Annotated in this window: 16 protein-coding genes; 12 read left to right on the forward strand and 4 right to left on the reverse strand. The window is 64.5% G+C overall.

Features of this window, described 5'->3' with window-relative positions; all coding sequences use genetic code 11:
- Positions 1-16 precede the first annotated feature (16 nt).
- From FB481_RS13795 to FB481_RS13815, 5 genes are all read left to right on the forward strand, one after another.
- Positions 17-883, forward strand: coding sequence for an oxygenase MpaB family protein (locus FB481_RS13795; RefSeq protein WP_147176759.1), 867 nt, complete (start codon positions 17-19; stop codon positions 881-883).
- A 265-nt stretch (positions 884-1,148) separates the two neighbouring features.
- Entirely contained in the window at positions 1,149-2,165 is a 1,017-nt protein-coding gene (locus tag FB481_RS13800; RefSeq protein ID WP_147176760.1) for a class I SAM-dependent rRNA methyltransferase, read from the forward strand.
- 77 nt (positions 2,166-2,242) lie between these two features.
- Entirely contained in the window at positions 2,243-5,188 is a 2,946-nt protein-coding gene (locus tag FB481_RS13805; RefSeq protein WP_147176761.1) for a DUF748 domain-containing protein, read from the forward strand.
- 5 nt (positions 5,189-5,193) lie between these two features.
- On the forward strand, positions 5,194-5,484 hold the full coding sequence (locus FB481_RS13810) for a DUF2845 domain-containing protein (RefSeq protein ID WP_093505701.1): 291 nt from the start codon (positions 5,194-5,196) through the stop codon (positions 5,482-5,484).
- Positions 5,481-5,789, forward strand: a complete 309-nt coding sequence (locus FB481_RS13815) for a DUF2845 domain-containing protein (RefSeq protein WP_081729549.1) — start codon at positions 5,481-5,483, stop codon at positions 5,787-5,789. The genes FB481_RS13810 and FB481_RS13815 overlap by 4 nt, the downstream gene beginning before the upstream one ends.
- 202 nt (positions 5,790-5,991) lie before the next feature.
- Here the strand turns inward: FB481_RS13815 and FB481_RS13820 are convergent, their stop codons facing one another.
- A complete protein-coding gene (locus tag FB481_RS13820; protein WP_147176762.1) occupies positions 5,992-6,279 on the reverse strand; it encodes a PA4642 family protein in 288 nt (95 codons plus the stop codon).
- Positions 6,280-6,461: 182 nt separating this feature from the next.
- Here FB481_RS13820 and dauA point away from each other — a divergent pair, with 182 nt between their 5' ends.
- Positions 6,462-8,168 carry a C4-dicarboxylic acid transporter DauA gene (gene dauA / locus FB481_RS13825; protein WP_093505697.1) on the forward strand — a complete coding sequence of 569 codons (1,707 nt, stop codon included), beginning with the start codon at positions 6,462-6,464 and terminating at the stop codon, positions 8,166-8,168.
- A gap of 249 nt (positions 8,169-8,417) precedes the next feature.
- Here dauA and FB481_RS13830 read toward each other — a convergent pair whose 3' ends face one another.
- Positions 8,418-8,975 carry a hypoxanthine-guanine phosphoribosyltransferase gene (locus tag FB481_RS13830; RefSeq protein WP_013790053.1) on the reverse strand — a complete coding sequence of 186 codons (558 nt, stop codon included), beginning with the start codon at positions 8,973-8,975 and terminating at the stop codon, positions 8,418-8,420.
- Positions 8,976-9,224: 249 nt separating this feature from the next.
- Between FB481_RS13830 and upp the strand changes: the two genes are divergently transcribed.
- Together upp and FB481_RS13840 are read left to right on the forward strand one after the other, a co-directional pair.
- Positions 9,225-9,863: a uracil phosphoribosyltransferase gene (gene upp / locus FB481_RS13835; RefSeq protein ID WP_147176763.1), complete on the forward strand. Its 639-nt coding sequence runs from the start codon at positions 9,225-9,227 to the stop codon at positions 9,861-9,863.
- Between the two features lie 3 nt (positions 9,864-9,866).
- Positions 9,867-11,144, forward strand: coding sequence for a uracil-xanthine permease family protein (locus FB481_RS13840; protein WP_147176764.1), 1,278 nt, complete (start codon positions 9,867-9,869; stop codon positions 11,142-11,144).
- A gap of 39 nt (positions 11,145-11,183) precedes the next feature.
- On the opposite strand, the gene hemH is transcribed toward FB481_RS13840, so the two are convergent.
- Together hemH and FB481_RS13850 are read right to left on the reverse strand one after the other, a co-directional pair.
- Positions 11,184-12,206 carry a ferrochelatase gene (hemH, locus tag FB481_RS13845; RefSeq protein ID WP_093505693.1) on the reverse strand — a complete coding sequence of 341 codons (1,023 nt, stop codon included), beginning with the start codon at positions 12,204-12,206 and terminating at the stop codon, positions 11,184-11,186.
- A 54-nt stretch (positions 12,207-12,260) separates the two neighbouring features.
- Positions 12,261-13,160 carry a TIGR01777 family oxidoreductase gene (locus tag FB481_RS13850; protein WP_147176765.1) on the reverse strand — a complete coding sequence of 300 codons (900 nt, stop codon included), beginning with the start codon at positions 13,158-13,160 and terminating at the stop codon, positions 12,261-12,263.
- Between the two features lie 278 nt (positions 13,161-13,438).
- On the opposite strand from FB481_RS13850, the gene FB481_RS13855 reads away from it, so the two are divergent.
- From FB481_RS13855 to FB481_RS13870, 4 genes are all read left to right on the forward strand, one after another.
- Positions 13,439-14,431 carry an NAD(P)/FAD-dependent oxidoreductase gene (locus FB481_RS13855; protein WP_147176766.1) on the forward strand — a complete coding sequence of 331 codons (993 nt, stop codon included), beginning with the start codon at positions 13,439-13,441 and terminating at the stop codon, positions 14,429-14,431.
- Positions 14,428-14,655, forward strand: coding sequence for a TIGR02450 family Trp-rich protein (locus FB481_RS13860; RefSeq protein WP_147176767.1), 228 nt, complete (start codon positions 14,428-14,430; stop codon positions 14,653-14,655). Before FB481_RS13855 ends, FB481_RS13860 begins: the two co-directional genes overlap by 4 nt.
- Positions 14,656-14,787: 132 nt before the next feature.
- Complete coding sequence (locus FB481_RS13865; protein ID WP_093505686.1) at positions 14,788-15,756, forward strand: DUF523 and DUF1722 domain-containing protein; 969 nt, start codon at positions 14,788-14,790, stop codon at positions 15,754-15,756.
- On the forward strand, positions 15,753-16,691 hold the full coding sequence (locus FB481_RS13870) for a MerR family transcriptional regulator (RefSeq protein ID WP_093505684.1): 939 nt from the start codon (positions 15,753-15,755) through the stop codon (positions 16,689-16,691). Before FB481_RS13865 ends, FB481_RS13870 begins: the two co-directional genes overlap by 4 nt.
- Positions 16,692-16,698: the final 7 nt, after the last annotated feature.

Below are 16,698 nucleotides of genomic sequence, written 5' to 3' on the forward strand. Positions count from 1 at the left end.
GCTGAAACTGCGCGTCATGGAAAGCCTACGTCGTCAGATCGAAAAGCAGGTGCACAGCCTTACCGGCGCGTCCTTGGGCGTGCTCGACCTTGATCAGCCGCGCTTCGACGCCGGTTTGTTCGGCCCCGAATCGATGGTCTGGAAGGTCCACGCCGACTTCACCTCAATGATGGTCGGCGGCATCTCCGCCCTGCTGCTACAGATGCTCCACCCGCTGGCCCTGGCCGGCGTGTGGGACCACTCCACCTTCCGCCAGGACATGATCGGCCGCCTGCGGCGCACCAGCCTGTTCGTCGCCGGTACCACCTATGGCGGCCGGCACGACGCCGAGCAGCTGATCGACAAGGTGCGGCGCATCCACCTGCAGGTGGTTGGCCAGGCGCCGGATGGCCGCCCCTATGCCGCGTACGATCCCGAGTTGCTGACCTGGGTGCACGTCTCCGAAGTCAGCCAGTTTCTGGCCGGCTACCTGCGCTATGTGGACCCAGAACTGCCGGTCGCCGAGCAGGATCGCTATTACCGCGAGGTGGCGCTGATCGCCGAACGCCTGGGCGCCCAGAACGTGCCCAAATCCAGCCAGGCCATCGGCGATTATCTGCAGCGCATGCGCCCGCAGCTGCTATGCGATGACCGCACCCGCGAAGTGGTTCGGCTGCTGTATGCCGCGCCGGTGCCCAACATTCTAGCCAAGCCCTTTGGCAGCCTGATGATGCAGGCCGGCGTCGACCTGCTGCCGGACTGGGCCAGCGAGCTGCTCGGCGAACATCAGGCCGCCTGGCGCCGCCCGGTGATCCGCGCCGGCGTCAGACGCACCGCCAAGCTGCTGCGCTGGGCGGTGGTCAACAGCGCAGCGCAGCGAGCCGCGCGGCGCGTGGCACCCTGACCTGAGAACCTGTTCAAAGTCTGCTGCGCGTCGGCACTGCGGCGTTAAAAACAGGCTGGATTGCCAGCCCAGTCGAACTGCTCATTTACAGCTCGTAAAGTCGAGCGCGACTCCGACCGGTCCTCGCCTGTTTTTGCGGGGCCGCCTAGGCCTTGCATTGCTCTAGCTCGTGAGACTTTGAACAGGCTCTGAGACATCGGCCGTGAACCGGCAGCCGGCGCTTTTTTGCTAAACTGCCGGCCCTCCCTTTTCCGAGACGCCGCGCGTGCCTTCTCTTGACCAGGCGCTGCGCGCCGCCCTCGCCGCCCGCGAAAACCTTTTAAATGACCTGCACGCCCAGGGCACCGACTGCTATCGCCTGTTCCATGGCAGCCAGGAGGGCGCCGGCGGCCTGACCGTCGACCGCTACGGCCCGCAGCTGATGGTGCAGAGCTTTCACCAGACACTCGGCCGCGACGAGCTGCTTGCCCTGCACGGCCAGATCAACGAAAGCCTCGGACTGACCACCCTGCTGGTCTACAACGACCGCTCCAAGGGCAACTCGCGCATTGATCGCAGCGACGCGGTGTACGTCGCCGATGACAGCGCATTGGTCGATCTGGTGGGCCGGGAATGGGGGCTCAACTACAGGGTGCGTGGCCGCCATGCCGGGCAGGACCCGCTGCTGTTTCTCGACCTGCGCAACGCCCGCGGCTGGGTGCAGCGCCACAGCGCCGGCAAAAGCGTGCTCAATCTGTTCGCCTACACCTGCGGCGTGGGCCTGAATGCTGCCGCCGGCGGCGCGAGTGAGGTGGTCAACCTCGACTTCGCCGAAGGCAACCTGGCGGTGGGCCGCGAGAATGGCGCGCTCAACCCGGCTCTGCCGGCCATGCAGTTCGTGCAATCGGACTACTTCCCGGCGATCCGGCAATGGGCCGGGCTGCCCATCGCCGCGCGCCGTGGCCAGAAGCTGCCGAGCTACCCGCGCCTGGAACAACGCCAGTTCGACCTGGTGTTTCTCGACCCGCCGGCCTGGGCCAAGAGCGCCTTCGGCACCGTCGACCTGCTGCGCGATTACCAGAGCCTGCTCAAGCCGGCGATTCTCGCCACGGCCGAGGACGGCACCCTGGTGTGCTGCAACAACCTGGCGAAAGTGCCCATGGACGAATGGCGCGAGCAGGTGCTGCGTTGCGCCAGCAAGCTCGGCCGCCCGGTACGCGAATACGAACAGCTGCCACCGGCGGCAGACTTTCCCTCGGCCGATGGCAACCCACCGCTGAAAACCCTGGTGCTGCATTTCTGAACGGGCCACCCTTCCCTCGGAACCTAGGCCCCGTGCCATAATCCAAGGCACTCCCGCCAGGAAGATGAAGCGAAACCATGCCCAAAGGATTGCGCCGCGCCGCCACTGCTCTGTTGATTGCTCTGGGCCTGTACAGCCTGATCGGCTTCCTGATCCTGCCGGGCGTTGCCCTGCGTATCGCCAATCAGCAGTTGGAGAACTACGCGACCGAGCCGGCGCGATTGGATCGCCTGCAGCTCAACCCCTTCACCCTGGAATTGAAACTATGGGGCCTGCACCTGGGTGAGCCCGGCAAGGAACAGGTGGCTTTCGAGCACCTGGCGGTGAACCTGGAACTGGACAGCCTGTGGAGCGGCGCTCTGCACCTGGCGGACGTCACCCTGGTCAAGCCGCACACCGAAGTGCGCTTCGGCAAGGACGGCACCCTCAACCTGGCGCAGCTGTTCAAGCTGCCGCCCAGCGAGCCCAAAACTGATGAGCCTGGCGAGCCGTTTCCGCTGCGCATCGACCGTATCGAACTGGCAGGCGGTAACCTGCGTTTTCAGGACCTGCGCCCGCAGGAGCCGATCGACATCCACTACGACGACCTGAACCTCGAGCTGCACAACCTCAGCACCCTGCCCGACGACAACGCCGACATGACCCTGGTGGCCACCGGCCCGGCGGGCGGACGTATCGACTGGAGCGGCGAGCTGAGCCTGAGCCCGTTCAGCTCCAGCGGCACCCTGAAGATCACCGACGAACCCATGCAGGCGTTCTGGCCCTACGTGCGCGACGCTGTGCCGCTGGTGCTCGAACAGGGCGTGGTCAACCTCAGCACCGACTACCGCCTGGACTTGCGCAAGGGCACCGAGCTGAGCCTCAGCAACACGCGCCTCAAGGCGGCGCCGTTCGCCATGAAGGCGCCGGACGGCAAGCCGCTGATCAAGCTGCAATCGCTGGAGGTCAGCGAAGGCTCGCTGGATCTGGCCAAGCAGCAGGTGGTCATCGGCAAGGTTCGCGGGCAAGCGCTGGAAGCCTGGGCGAGCCGAGAAAAGGATGGCGAGCTGGACTGGCAGAAGCTGTTCGCCGGCGAGCCACGGCCAGCGCCAGCGCAGGCACCAACGGACGACGGCAAACGACCGAGTGCCAGCGAGAGCGACAGCCAAGCCCAGCCGGCCACCAAGCAGCCGGCCAAGCCCTGGCAGGTGCAGGTCAAGGACGTGCAACTGCGCGACTACCACGCTCACCTGGTGGACCGCGTGCCGGACGAGGACGTGGCCGTCGAACTTGGCCCGCTCGATCTGGACATGCAGAACTTCGACAGCCTGGGCACCTCGCCCTTCACGCTCAAACTGGATACCGGGGTCGGCAAACAGGGCAAGCTGCAGGCCGAGGGCCAGGTGCAATTGAGCCCGACCACCGCCAGCCTGAAGGTCGCCACCCGCAACGTCGATATGCGTGTGGCCCAGGCCTATATCAGCCCCTTCGTACATCTGGAGCTGCGCAGCGGCCTGCTCAATAGCGATCTGGATGTCGCCCTGACCGGCACCGAACCGCTGGCGCTGCGCGTGCAGGGCATGGCGCAGGTGACCCAGCTGCACACCCTGGACACCATCAAGGACCGTGACCTGCTGCGCTGGAAGCAGCTCGACCTGGGCGGCATCGACTACCGCCACGGTGAGCGCCTGGACATCGAGCGGGTGGACCTGGAGCAGCCCTATGCGCGCTTCATCATCAACGAAGACCTGACCACCAACGTCAACGAGCTGATCATCAAGCAACCGGCCGGCAACGCCTCGCAGGCGAAGGCGTCCGCCGATGCCTCTGCGGACAAGCCGCTGGCGATCCGCATTGGCGAGGTCAGCCTGAAAGATGGCTCGGCCAACTTCGCCGACTTCAGCCTCAGGCCCAACTTCGCCACCGCCGTGCAGCAGCTCAATGGCCGCATCGGCACCCTGGACAGCACCAGCAGCAAACCGGCGCCGGTCAACGTCACCGGCAAGGTGGACCGCTACGCGCCGGTCAGCATCAAGGGCAGCCTGACGCCGTTCGATCCGCTACAGAGCCTGGATATCGCCACCCAGTTCAAGCAGGTCGAGCTGACTACCCTGACGCCCTACTCCGGCAAGTTCGCCGGCTACCGCATCCGCAAGGGCCGCCTGAATCTGGACCTGCACTACCGCATCAACGACGGCAAGCTCAACGCCGAGAACAAGGTGCTGGTTGAGCAATTGCAACTGGGCGAGAAGGTCGACAGCCCGGACGCCGTCGACCTGCCGATTCGCCTGGCCGTGGCCCTGCTCAAAGACACCCAGGGGCGCATCTCCCTGGAACTGCCGCTGCAGGGCAACCTCAACGACCCGCAATTCAGCGTCATGCCCATCGTCTGGCAGACCTTGCGCAACCTGGTGCTGCGCACCGCCCAGGCACCGTTCAAGTTCATCGGTGGGCTCGTCAGGGGCGGCAGCGACATGGACCTGAGCACCGTGGCCTTCGCCCCTGGCAGCGCCGAGCTCGACGAGCAGGCGCAAAAGACTCTGGACACCCTGGCTGACGCCCTGCAGGAACGCCCCGCCCTGCGCCTGGAAATCGAAGGCGCAGCTGCCCAGAGTGCCGACGGCCCGCTGCTCGCAGAGCGACGCCTGCAACGCGAATATCAGGATTACCTGTACCGCATCATGCAGCGCCGTGGCGATAAGGTGCCGGGCAGTGCCGAGGAGCTGGTGGTGCCCGAGGACGAGAAAGCCCCACTACTCGAAGGCATCTACCGCGCGCGCCTCAAGCAGCAGCCGCCGGCCGAATGGGCCAAACTGAGCGATGACGAACGCACCGCCAAACTGCATGCGGCCGTGCTGGCATCCTGGAGTGACAGCCGCGGTCTGCAGCGCCAGCTCGCGCAGCAGCGCGCGGCGGCGGTCAAGGATTACCTGGTGGACCGCGACAAACTGGCGGACGAGCGCATCTATCTGCTCGACGTCAACCTCGGCCAGGCAGAACCCGATGGCCGTGTGGCCATTCCCCTTCATCTGGGCAGCGAGTGACAAGCATGAAACGACTAGGTCTGCTGCTGGTGTTATGCGCCAGCCCACTGCTGAGTCACGCCGACACGCTACGCTGTGGCAGCAAGCTGGTGAACCTTGGTGATCGTACCTTCGAGGTGATGCAGAAATGCGGTGAGCCCGCGTTCCGTGACCCGGTCGGCTACACGGTCGGCCCCTACAACCGGCGCGAAACCAATATCGAGGAATGGGCCTACGAGCCCAGCAACGGCATGTTTACCATCCTGACCTTCGAGGGCAATCGGCTAACGCGCATCGAGCGCAAACGCCGGCAATGACCATGATCAAGACACTATTTCCCTGCGCCCTGCTGGTGCTGCTGGCCGGCACCGCCAATGCCTCGACCTGGCGCTGCGACAGAGCGATCGCCAGCACCGGCGACACCACGGCCGAAGTACAGGCCAAATGCGGCGAACCGAACAACCGTTCGTTCATCGGCTACAAAGATCAGACCGACCGCTACGGTTTCACCCATGAGGTGCAGATCGAGGAATGGAGCTATGGGCCGCGCAACGGCATGAACTACTTTCTGCGTTTCGAAGGCAATCGCCTGGAACGGATCGACAGCAAGCGCGGCGATTAGCTTGCTGCGCTGATCAGATAGGCGACGACTGGATGTCGCCGCCGGTGAACGCGAGGCTTTAGTAGGAGGGGCTCTAGCCCCGAGCTCTTTGTTTGCGTTAATAAAAACTCGCGGCTAAAGCCGCTCCTACGCAATCGCTGAGCTTCTGTTTCTACCTTGTAGCAGCCTCTTTTACGTCGCCTAAAAACTCGTGGACAGGTTCTTAACTGCGAGCAGCTTTGACTGCCGCGATGTAGGCCTCAGCATTGCGCTGATCCTGGATCAAGGCAACGAAGTCATTACCGTCAGCGTCCTTGGCATCCAGGTCGTAACCGGCCTCGACGAAGAAGCCCAGGAAACGTTCGAAGTCGTGGTCACGCAGGCCGCGGTAGGCTTTAACCAGTTTGTGCAGCGAAGGCGGCGTGGCATCGGCCGGTTCCACGGCGAGGAACAGCTTGATCTGCTCATCGCTGATGTCGTCACCAATGACCTGCTTCTTGTCTTTACGCATCGCTCACTCCAGCCAACCAGAACACGGGGCCGGCAGTGTACCCCTGGCGTGACGAGCGCTCAACGCACCGCGCATCCGGCGCTCCTATCACCGCCACAGGCAAGGCGGTACGCGACCTAAGTCAACACCCGGGCGTCCGGCGCCGTTCTATACTGCCGGCATTCCTTTCAGGAAGCGCCGCCATGCCTACCCTGTTCGCCGCCTGCCGCCAGAGCCTGCGTAGTGGCTACTCTTGGGCCAGCCTGCGCGGCGACCTGGCTGCCGGCCTCACGGTGGGCATCATCGCCATTCCACTGGCCATGGCTTTGGCGATCGCCGTCGGTGTAGCGCCGCAACACGGCCTCTACACGGTGCTGGTCGCCGCACCGCTGATTGCCCTGTGTGGCGGTTCGCGCTTCAACATCTCCGGCCCTACGGCGGCCTTCGTGGTGATCCTGTTGCCGATTACCCAGCAGTTCGGCATTGGCGGCCTGCTGCTGTGCACGGTGATGGCCGGGCTTATCCTGATCGCCCTGGGCCTGCTCAAGGCCGGGCGGCTGATCGAGTTCGTGCCCTACCCGGTCACCCTTGGCTTCACCGCCGGCATCGGCATCGTCATCGCCACCCTGCAGCTCAAGGATCTGCTTGGCCTGCAACTGGCCGGGCAGCCGAGCCACTACGTGCAGCAGATACAGATGCTCTGGCAGGCGCTGCCAGGCATCCAGCCCGGGGACACGATGGTTGCGCTGGCGTGCCTCGGCGTATTGTTGGTCTGGCCGCGGCTGGTGCCGCGGGTACCCGGGCACTTGGTAGCGCTGACGGTCGGTGCGCTCTTGGGCCTGGCACTGGAACACGGTGGCTTGCCGGTAGCGACCCTCGGTGAGCGTTTCAGTTACAGCGTCGACGGCGTCAGCTACCCAGGCATTCCACCTTTCCTGCCGAGCTTCGCCTGGCCCTGGCAACTGCCGGGCGCCGATGGTCAGCCGCTGGTGCTGTCGTTCGAACTGATCCGCCAGTTACTGGCGCCGGCCTTCGCCATCGCCATGCTCGGCGCTATCGAGTCGCTGCTCTGCGCGGTGGTGGCCGACGGCATGACCGGCAGCAAGCACGACCCCAATGCCGAACTGCTCGGCCAAGGCATCGGCAATCTGGTCGCACCGCTGTTCGGTGGTATCACCGCCACCGCAGCCATTGCCCGCAGCGCCACTAACGTGCGGGCCGGCGCGCGCTCGCCGCTCGCCGCAATCATTCATGCTGGCGTGGTACTGGCGGCCATCCTGTTTCTCGCCCCGCTGTTCAGCTACCTGCCGATGGCCGCGCTGGCCGCTCTGCTGCTGATCGTGGCGTGGAACATGAGCGAGGCCCATCACGTAGCTCATACCCTGCGCATCGCGCCGCGCAGCGATGTGCTGGTGCTGCTCACCTGCCTCTCGCTGACGGTGCTGTTCGATATGGTATTGGCGGTGGGCGTCGGCCTGCTGCTGGCCGCCGGGCTGTTCATCAAACGGATGAGCGAGCTGACCGATGCCCAGCGCCTGCCGCGCAACGGCCATCAGGCCCTGAGCGACCTGCCCGAACACGTGCTGGCCCTGGCCATCCGCGGGCCGCTGTTCTTCGGCGCGGCGCAGCGCACACTGGAAGCGCTGCGCCGGCTCGATCCGCATATCCGCGTGGTGATTCTGGATGTCAGCGCCGTGCCGATGCTCGACATGACCGCCCTCGCCGCCCTGCACAGCACCGTGCTGGAATACCGCCAGCAGGGCATCGCCCTGATCATCAGCGGCGCGTCGCCATCACTGCGCCTGAAGCTGCGTAGGGCTGGCCTGCAGCGGGCCCACGGGCGCCTCAGTTACGCCCGCGATCTGCCCCAGGCGCGAGCGATCTGCGAGAGCTGGCCAAGCGACGCCTGAATCGCGTGCCAGCCAGCCGAGGGGCTTGGAAGCCATTCACGATCTTCGGGGGTGATTTCAGCGCTTTGCCTGCAAAGTGGCGTTAGCAGCCGGTGAACGGAGTACTTGTAGGAGGGGCTTCAGCCCCGAGCTCTTTGTTTGCCTTGATAAAAAGCTCGGGGCTGAAGCCCCTCCTACGGGTTACGCGAACGGCTGCTATTGCCTTGTAGCCGTCTCTTTCATGTCGCCCAAAAAATCGGGAACAGGCTCTCAGAGCCCCTTCACCGCATAGATGCCCGGCGCATTGCGCCAGTAGCCCTTGTAGTCCATGCCGTAACCGAAGATGTAGCGGTCGATGCACGGCAGGCCCACGTAATCGGCCTTCAGGTCCGGGCGTGCCTTGCGGTCGTGATCCTTGTCGATCAGCACCGCGGTGTGCACGTTGGCGGCACCGGCGTGGTGGCAGAAATCGATGATCGCGCCCAGGGTGTGCCCTTCGTCGAGGATGTCATCGATGATCAGCACGTCGCGGTCGATGAACGACACTTCCGGCTTGGCCTTCCAGAACAGCTCGCCGCCGCTGGTCTGGTTGCGGTAGCGGCTGGCGTGCAGGTAGCTGGCTTCCAGGGGGAAGTCGAGCTGGGTGAGCAGCTTGCCGGAGAAGATCAGCCCGCCGTTCATCACACAGAACACCACCGGGTTGCGCTCGGCCAGATCAGCGTTGATGGCGGCGGCGACGCGGGTGATGGCGGCTTCCACGTCGGCTTCGCTGTACAGGCAGTCGGCTTCGGCCATGACCTGGCGGATGTGGGCGAGATCGGCAGACATAGGGTGTCCTCGTTGGCGGGCGCAGGCGGCTCCGCATGGGTGGCCCCGGCGCGGGATTTTTCACCGGGTCAGAAAAAAGTCGGCCACGTTACGCATCCGCCTGACAAGGCGCAAGCGCCGGCAGCGACACACGACAAATGGCACAGCCGTTGCTCGACGAATGCAAAAAGTTCCATATCGGCAGCGCCAAGTTGCAATGCAATGCTTTAATCTAGCGTGTTTTTTGCCCATTTTTGCCGGAGACCCGCAATGCCCGTCCTCGAGATCCGCCACCCGCTGATTCGCCACAAGATCGGCCTCATGCGCCGCGCGGATATCAGTACCAAGAACTTCCGTGAGCTGGCCCAGGAAGTGGGCGCCCTGCTCACTTATGAGGCGACCAAGGATCTGCGCCTGGAAATCTATGAAATCGAAGGCTGGGCGGGTCCCGTGCAGGTCGAGAAGATCTCCGGCAAGAAGATCACCGTGGTGCCGATTTTGCGCGCAGGCATCGGCATGCTCGACGGCGTGCTCAGCCTGATTCCGGGCGCCAAGGTCAGCGCCGTCGGCGTGGCCCGCAACGAGGAAACCCTGCAGGCGCACACCTACCTGGAAAAGCTGGTGCCGGAAATCAACGAGCGCCTGGCGATGATCATCGACCCGATGCTCGCCACCGGCAGTTCCATGGTCGCCACTATCGACTTGCTGAAAAAGGCTGGCTGCAAGGAAATCCGCGCCATGGTGCTCGTCGCTGCCCCCGAAGGTATCAAGGCGGTGAATGAAGCGCACCCGGATGTGCAGATCTACACCGCCTCCATCGACCAGCGCCTCAACGAACACGGCTACATCATCCCGGGCCTCGGTGATGCCGGCGACAAGATCTTCGGCACCAAGCAGAAGGACGCCTGATCGATGCGCGACGAATTCAACGATCCGCTGTGGCGCCAGGTGCTGTCCGGCGCCCAGATGTTGTTCGTGGCCTTTGGCGCGCTGGTGCTGATGCCGTTGATCACTGGCCTGGATCCCAACGTGGCGCTGTTCACGGCGGGCCTGGGCACCATCCTGTTCCAGATCGTCACCGGTCGCCAGGTACCGGTGTTCCTGGCCTCGAGCTTCGCCTTCATCACCCCGATCATTCTCGCCAAGGGCCAGTTCGGCCTGGCGGAAACCATGGGCGGCGTAGTCGCGGCGGGCTTCGTTTACACCTTTCTCGGCCTGGCCGTGAAGATCAAGGGTACCGGTTTCATCGACCGCCTGCTGCCGCCGGTGGTGATCGGCCCGGTGATCATTTCCATCGGCCTGGCCATGGCGCCGATCGCCGCCAACATGGCCATGGGCAAGGCCGGTGACGGCAGCGTGCTGCTGCCTTACAGCACGGCGATGTGGATCTCCATGCCGACCCTGCTGACCACCCTGATCGTCGCCGTGTTCGGCCGTGGCATCTTCCGCCTGGTCCCGATCATCTCCGGCATCCTGGTGGGCTTCGCCCTGTCGATCTATTTCGGCGCCCTGGACCTGAGCCACGTGGCCGACGCGCCCTGGCTGGCGGTACCGGCGTTCACCGCGCCGGCGTTCAACTGGCAGGCGATCCTGTTCATCGTGCCGGTCGCCCTGGCACCGGCCATCGAGCATATCGGCGGCGTCATCGCGGTGGGCGGCGTAACCGGCAAGAACTACCTGAAGAAGCCAGGCCTGCACCGCACACTGCTCGGCGACGGCCTGGCCACCTCGGCCGCCGGCCTGTTCGGCGGCCCGCCCAACACCACCTACGCCGAAGTCACTGGCGCGGTGATGCTGACCAAGGCCTACAACCCGAAGATCATGACCTGGGCAGCGATCTTCGCCATCGCCCTGGCCTTCATTGGCAAGTTCGGCGCCATCCTGCAGAGCATTCCGGTACCGGTGATGGGCGGCATCCTGTGTCTGCTGTTCGGCTCAATCGCCGCGGTGGGCATGAACACCCTGATCCGCCATAACATCGATCTCAGTGAGGCGCGCAACCTGGTGATCGTCTCGGTCACCCTGGTGTTCGGCATCGGTGGCGTGCTGATCGGCACCGGCGACGGCCCGGACGACTTCGGCCTCAAGGGCATCGCCCTGTGCGCCATCGTCGCGATCCTGCTGAATCTGATTCTGCCCGGCAACGATGGGTGGAAACGCAAGGCTGCCGACGAGGCGCCTGACATCTGAGAAGCAAAGAAAAATGCCCGGCACTAGCCGGGCATTTTTTTACACGCTCTGCGGGGCTCGCTCGCACAGCCGCTTGAGCGCCTCCACCCAGCTCGGGTGGTCGTTCAGGCAGGGCACCAGCTCCAGGCTTTCACCGCCGGCCTCGACGAACTGCTCGCGGCCCCGGTCGCCGATCTCTTCCAGGGTCTCGATGCAGTCGGCGACGAAGGCCGGGCACATCACCAAAAGTTTCTTCACACCTTGCGCGGCCAGCTCGTCGAGGCGCGCCTCGGTGTAAGGCTCGATCCACTTGTCCCTGCCCAGGCGCGACTGGAACGACACCGACCACTGCTCCGGGCGCAGCCCCATGCGCGTGGCAAAGGCTTCGGCGCTGCGCATGCACTGGGCCCGGTAGCAGGTGGCAAGCACCTGGGGCGATGCCGTGCGGCAGCAGTCCGGCCCGCGCAGACAGTGATTGGTCGCATCGAGCTTGCGCAGGTGGCGCTCCGGCAAACCGTGGAAGCTCAGCAGCAGGTGATCGAAGTCTTTCTCCAGGTACGGACGAGCACTGTCGGCCAAGGCCTCGATGTAATCGGGATCCTGGAAGAACGGCGGCAGGATCGAGAAACGGATCGGCAGCTTGCGCTCGCGCACCACACGCTTGGCTTCCTCGATCACCGTGGTAGTGGTGCTGTCGGCGAACTGCGGGTAAAGCGGCGCCAGGGTGACCTGGGTGATGCCCTGCCCGGCCAGGCGTGCCAGCACGGTTTCCAGCGACGGCTCGCCGTAGCGCATGGCCAGTTCCACCGGGCCGTGGGTCCACTGGTTTTTCATCGCTTCCTGCAGGCGCTTGCTGAGCACCACCAGCGGCGAGCCTTCCGGCCACCAGATCGACGCATAGGCGTGGGCCGACTGGGCCGGGCGGCGGATCAGGATCAGCGAAACCAGCAGCCGGCGCAGCGGCCAGGGCAGGTCGACCACGTAGGGGTCCATCAGGAACTGATTGAGATAACTGCGCACATCGGCGACCTCGGTGGACGCCGGCGAGCCGAGGTTGACCAGCAGTAAGGCGTGATCGGTCATGCAATATCCCTTGAAGGTGTCGCGATCAGGACCCAGCCGGATCGCGAACAGGTGTTAGTGAAGGCTCAGCAGGTCGACCAGCGCCACGTCCAGGCGGGTGAAGCGAAACTCGAAGCCTGCCTCCTGCGCCCTGGCCGGCAACGCGTGCTGGCCGCCAAGCAACAACAGCGACATCTCGCCAAGGGCCGCGCGCAAGGCGAAGCCCGGCAGCAGCATCAGCGTGGGCCGGTGCACCGCATGACCAAGCTCCTTGACGAACTCGGCATTGCGCACCGGATGTGGCGCGCACGCATTATAGGGACCGCGCGCCTGCTCATGCTGCAAGAGAAAATCAATCAGGGCGATTTGGTCGGCGATATGAATCCAAGGCATCCACTGGCGTCCGTTGCCGATGCGCCCACCGAGACCGAAACGGAACGGCGTGGCCATGCGCTTGAGCATTCCGCCCTCCTTGGCCAGCACCAGACCGGTACGCAGCAGCACTACGCGAATGCCCAGCGCCTCGGCCTGCTGGGCGGTCTCCTCCCAGGCGATGCACAGCTGCGCGGCGAAATCAGCGCCTGGCTTGGCCTGCTCGTCGATGATGTGCTCGCCGGCATCGCCATACCAGCCGACCGCCGAGCCGGACAGCAGCACCGCCGGCTTCTGCTCGCGCCCCTGCAGCCAACTCACCAGGCGTTCGGTAAGCCCGATACGGCTTTCCCACAACAGTTGCTTGCGCGCCTTGCTCCAAGGGCGGTCCGCAATCGGCGCGCCAGCCAGATTGACCACCGCATCGAGGGGCTCGTCGCCGATGTCCTCGAGGCGTGCGACGCCCCGCACGTCCGTGCCACACAGCACCGGCACCTGCTCGGGGCGCCGGCTCCACACGGTCAGCTGGTGGCCCTGAGCGGCCCACTGATGGCAGAGCGCCTGGCCAATCAGGCCGGTACCGCCGGTGATCAGGATATGCATGACAGACTCCTCGTTATGCTGTGTCTCAGCGTTCGACACGACGCGTGTAAGCTTGCTCAAGAACAATCCGCGCCCCCGCCTGCCGCCGACGGAAACGGGGGAAACTATTGTCGGGCGCACCTATTCTGAAGAGTAGATGCCCTGGCTGCAGATACTGCCCGACACGAACGTGCTCGTGCATGTCCTGCACGTTGTACGAGCGATGTTCGAGGCGTAGCCTGAGGCCCAGCGAGTCGACGACAGGCAGTCGCGGCGACTCGACAGTAGGTGAGGTAACCATGACCAACGCAGCTCCAATCGCCATCATCGGCACCGGCATCGCCGGCCTGTCCGCCGCCGAGGCGCTCCACGCCGCCGGCTACACCGTGCAATTGTTCGACAAGAGTCGCGGCAGCGGCGGCCGTATGGCCAGCAAGCGCAGCGACGCTGGCGCCTTAGACCTCGGCGCCCAGTATTTCACCGCCCGTGATCGCCGCTTCGCCACCACTGTGGCCCAATGGCAGGCCCGCGGCTGGGTCGAACCCTGGACGCCCAACCTCTACCAATTTGCAAACGGCTTGCTCAGCCCCTCGGCCGACGAGCAGATGCGCTGGGTCGGCAAACCGCGTATGAGCGCCATTACCCGGGCCATGCTCGGTGCGCTGCCTGTGAAGTTTTCCTGCCGCATCACCGAGGTGTTTCGCGGCGAACAGCACTGGCACTTGCTCGATGCCGACGGCGAGAGTCACGGCCCGTTCGCCCAGGTGATCATTGCCACTCCCGCACCACAGGCCAGCGCCCTGCTGGCGGCCGCACCAAAGCTGGCCAGCACCGTAGCCGGGGTAACAATGGAACCGACCTGGGCGGTAGCCCTGGCCTTTGCCGAGCCGCTACAGACACCGCTGGAGGGCTGCTTCGTGCAGGACGAGGTGCTCGACTGGACCGCACGCAACCGCAGCAAACCGGGGCGCGATGCCATCCCTGACACCTGGGTGCTGCACGCCAGTAGCACCTGGAGCCGCCAACATCTGGATCTGGCTAAAGATCAGGTGATCGAACAGCTGCACGGCGCCTTCGCGGAAATGATCGGCTGCGCCGTGCCCGCGCCGGTGTTCAGCCTGGCCCATCGCTGGCTGTATGCGCGCCCCTCCGGCGCTCATCAGCTTGGCGCCCTGGCCGATGCCGACCTGGGCCTTTACGTATGCGGCGACTGGTGCCTGTCCGGCCGTGTCGAGGGCGCCTGGCTGAGCGGCCAGGAAGCAGCCCGCAAACTGATCGCCCATAACCAATGAACGCCGCCAAACACCGGCTGACGCCACGCAAACTGCTGCTGTCGAAGTGGACGGCAGCAAGGCCGCAAAACCGCGAAAAGCATTTTCTGGTCACCGAACTGTTTTGCGACGAAGAAGGCACCGTGCTCGAAGTGGAGCTGCAGGCGGTGCTCAGCAAGCGCGTTCAGCGCCTGGACTGGCGTGACTTGCAGGACGCCGAACGCTGGCTGACGGGATGGCGTTGAACCTGGCTGAATTGACCGGCTCTATGCCTATAACCCTGTACACGAAATTTGACTTGTACAAGATCAGGCTTAAGATGAAATAACCCTGTACAGAAACAAAGCCTTGTACAAGGTCATTTTTGAAGGTGCGCCATGTCCGTCAGCCCGCAGTACCGCAGAAAACCCACACTCGGCGTCAGCGCCTGCCTGCTGGGAGCCGAAGTTCGCTACAACGGCGGCCACAAGGCGTCGAGGCTGTGCTTGGAACAGCTCAGCGAGTACTTCGATTTCATACCCTACTGCCCCGAAGTGGCCATCGGTCTGGGCACGCCCCGCGAGCCCATTCGTCTGGTTGGCGACCCGGCCGCGCCGCGCGTGGTAGGCACCGTGCATCCAGATCAGGATCACACCGATGCGCTAGCCGCCTACGGTGAACAGGTTGCAGCCGAACTGCCGGCGATCAGCGGCTATATCGTCATGCAGCAGTCGCCGTCCTGCGGCCTGGAGCGGGTCAAGGTCTACCAAGATAATGGCCATCCTAGCGAACCCAAAGGCCGCGGCATATTCACCCGCGTGCTCTGCGAGCGACACCCGAACCTGCCCATCGAGGAAGAAGGCCGCCTCAACGACCCGGTGTTGCGCGAGAACTTCCTGACCCGCGTGTTCACCTACTCGCAGTGGCAGACACTCTGTGAATCAGGCTTGACCCGCAGCAAGCTGATTGAATTCCACGCCCGCCACAAGTACCTGCTGATGGCCACGGACCCGTTGCGCTACAAGCGCCTGGGCCAGATGCTGAGCGACCTCTCCGCGCAGGATCTGGACGAACTGGCCGGCCGTTACATCGCCGAGCTGATGACCGCCCTCAAGCGCTGCGCCACTCGCGGCACCCACAGCAACGTGTTGCAGCACCTGAGCGGTTACCTCAAGGGCGCCCTCAGCGCCGAGGAAAAGCAGGAAATGCAGCAGCTGATCACCCAGTACCGCAAGGGCATCATCCCGCTGGTGGTGCCGCTGACCCTGCTCAAGCACCATTTCCGTCAGCACCCGGATCGCTACATCGCCCAGCAGGTCTACCTGCAGCCGCACCCGGAGAACCTCAGCCTGCGAAACGCCATATGAGCCGGCCAATTTCCAATCAGCCAGGCACTGCGCAGGACCTGGTCGCCGCCGGTTATCTGCCGATTCGCGACGTGGCCGGCATCACTGGCGTCAACCCGGTGACCCTGCGCGCCTGGGAGCGCCGCTACGGCCTGATCGTCCCGCACCGCACCGCCAAGGGCCACCGCCTGTATTCACCTGAGCAGGTGCAGACCATCCAGACCGTACTCGGCTGGCTTAATCGAGGCGTTTCCGTCGGCCAAGTGAAAAGCCTGCTGCGCGCCGACCAGCCGCTGCCTGCCGAGCAGGCTTCGCAGTGGCAGGAGAAACGTGACCGCCTGTGCGATGCCATCCACGCACTGGACGAGCGCCAGCTGGATGAACGCTTCAACGCCGAGCTCGCGCTCTATCCGGTGCAGATCCTCTGCCAGCATCTGCTGCTGCCATTGCTGGTGACCCTCGAAGCACGCTGGCCACAACTGCCCGGAGCGGCCACCGAACGGCTGTTCCTGCATAGTTGGCTGCGCAGCAAGCTGGGCGCACGGGTGTATCACGACAATCGTCAGCACCAAGGCCAGCCACTGATGCTGATCAACCTTTGCCAGTCGCCGATGTCGCCACAGCTGTGGCTGTGCGCCTGGCTGATCGGCACCGCGGGCTGCCCGGTGGACGCCTTCGATGGGCCGATGCCCCTTGATGAGCTTCCGCTGGCCATCAGCCGCCGTCGCCCTCGCGCACTGCTGCTGTTCTGCGAAGCCGACTCCAACACCGACGCCCAGTCGACCCTGCAGCAGTGGCTGGGCGACCACGGCATACCCTGTCTGCTGATCGGTATCGAAAATCAGCAGGAAGCCGAGCAACTGGTCGCCCGCGCTCCCGACTCAGCGGACGTCACCGTGGTCGCCGATCCGCTGGCGGCGCTGCAAAACCTCGCAGATCGCCATCTGCTCGAATAGGACGCCC

Source organism: Pseudomonas sp. AG1028 (assembly GCF_007993955.1).
GTDB classification, from domain to species: Bacteria; Pseudomonadota; Gammaproteobacteria; order Pseudomonadales; family Pseudomonadaceae; genus Aquipseudomonas; species Aquipseudomonas straminea.

Excerpts from the sequence above, each read along its gene's own strand:
- FB481_RS13795 (WP_147176759.1), top strand. The coding sequence starts at position 17 with ATGGAAAGCCTACGTCGTCAGATCGAAAAGCAGGTGCACAGCCTTACC.
- FB481_RS13805 (WP_147176761.1), top strand. The coding sequence starts at position 2,243 with ATGCCCAAAGGATTGCGCCGCGCCGCCACTGCTCTGTTGATTGCTCTG.
- FB481_RS13810 (WP_093505701.1), top strand. The coding sequence starts at position 5,194 with ATGAAACGACTAGGTCTGCTGCTGGTGTTATGCGCCAGCCCACTGCTG.
- FB481_RS13815 (WP_081729549.1), top strand. The coding sequence starts at position 5,481 with ATGACCATGATCAAGACACTATTTCCCTGCGCCCTGCTGGTGCTGCTG.
- FB481_RS13820 (WP_147176762.1), bottom strand. The coding sequence starts at position 6,279 with ATGCGTAAAGACAAGAAGCAGGTCATTGGTGACGACATCAGCGATGAG.
- dauA (WP_093505697.1), top strand. The coding sequence starts at position 6,462 with ATGCCTACCCTGTTCGCCGCCTGCCGCCAGAGCCTGCGTAGTGGCTAC.
- FB481_RS13830 (WP_013790053.1), bottom strand. The coding sequence starts at position 8,975 with ATGTCTGCCGATCTCGCCCACATCCGCCAGGTCATGGCCGAAGCCGAC.
- upp (WP_147176763.1), top strand. The coding sequence starts at position 9,225 with ATGCCCGTCCTCGAGATCCGCCACCCGCTGATTCGCCACAAGATCGGC.
- FB481_RS13840 (WP_147176764.1), top strand. The coding sequence starts at position 9,867 with ATGCGCGACGAATTCAACGATCCGCTGTGGCGCCAGGTGCTGTCCGGC.
- hemH (WP_093505693.1), bottom strand. The coding sequence starts at position 12,206 with ATGACCGATCACGCCTTACTGCTGGTCAACCTCGGCTCGCCGGCGTCC.
- FB481_RS13850 (WP_147176765.1), bottom strand. The coding sequence starts at position 13,160 with ATGCATATCCTGATCACCGGCGGTACCGGCCTGATTGGCCAGGCGCTC.
- FB481_RS13855 (WP_147176766.1), top strand. The coding sequence starts at position 13,439 with ATGACCAACGCAGCTCCAATCGCCATCATCGGCACCGGCATCGCCGGC.
- FB481_RS13860 (WP_147176767.1), top strand. The coding sequence starts at position 14,428 with ATGAACGCCGCCAAACACCGGCTGACGCCACGCAAACTGCTGCTGTCG.
- FB481_RS13865 (WP_093505686.1), top strand. The coding sequence starts at position 14,788 with ATGTCCGTCAGCCCGCAGTACCGCAGAAAACCCACACTCGGCGTCAGC.
- FB481_RS13870 (WP_093505684.1), top strand. The coding sequence starts at position 15,753 with ATGAGCCGGCCAATTTCCAATCAGCCAGGCACTGCGCAGGACCTGGTC.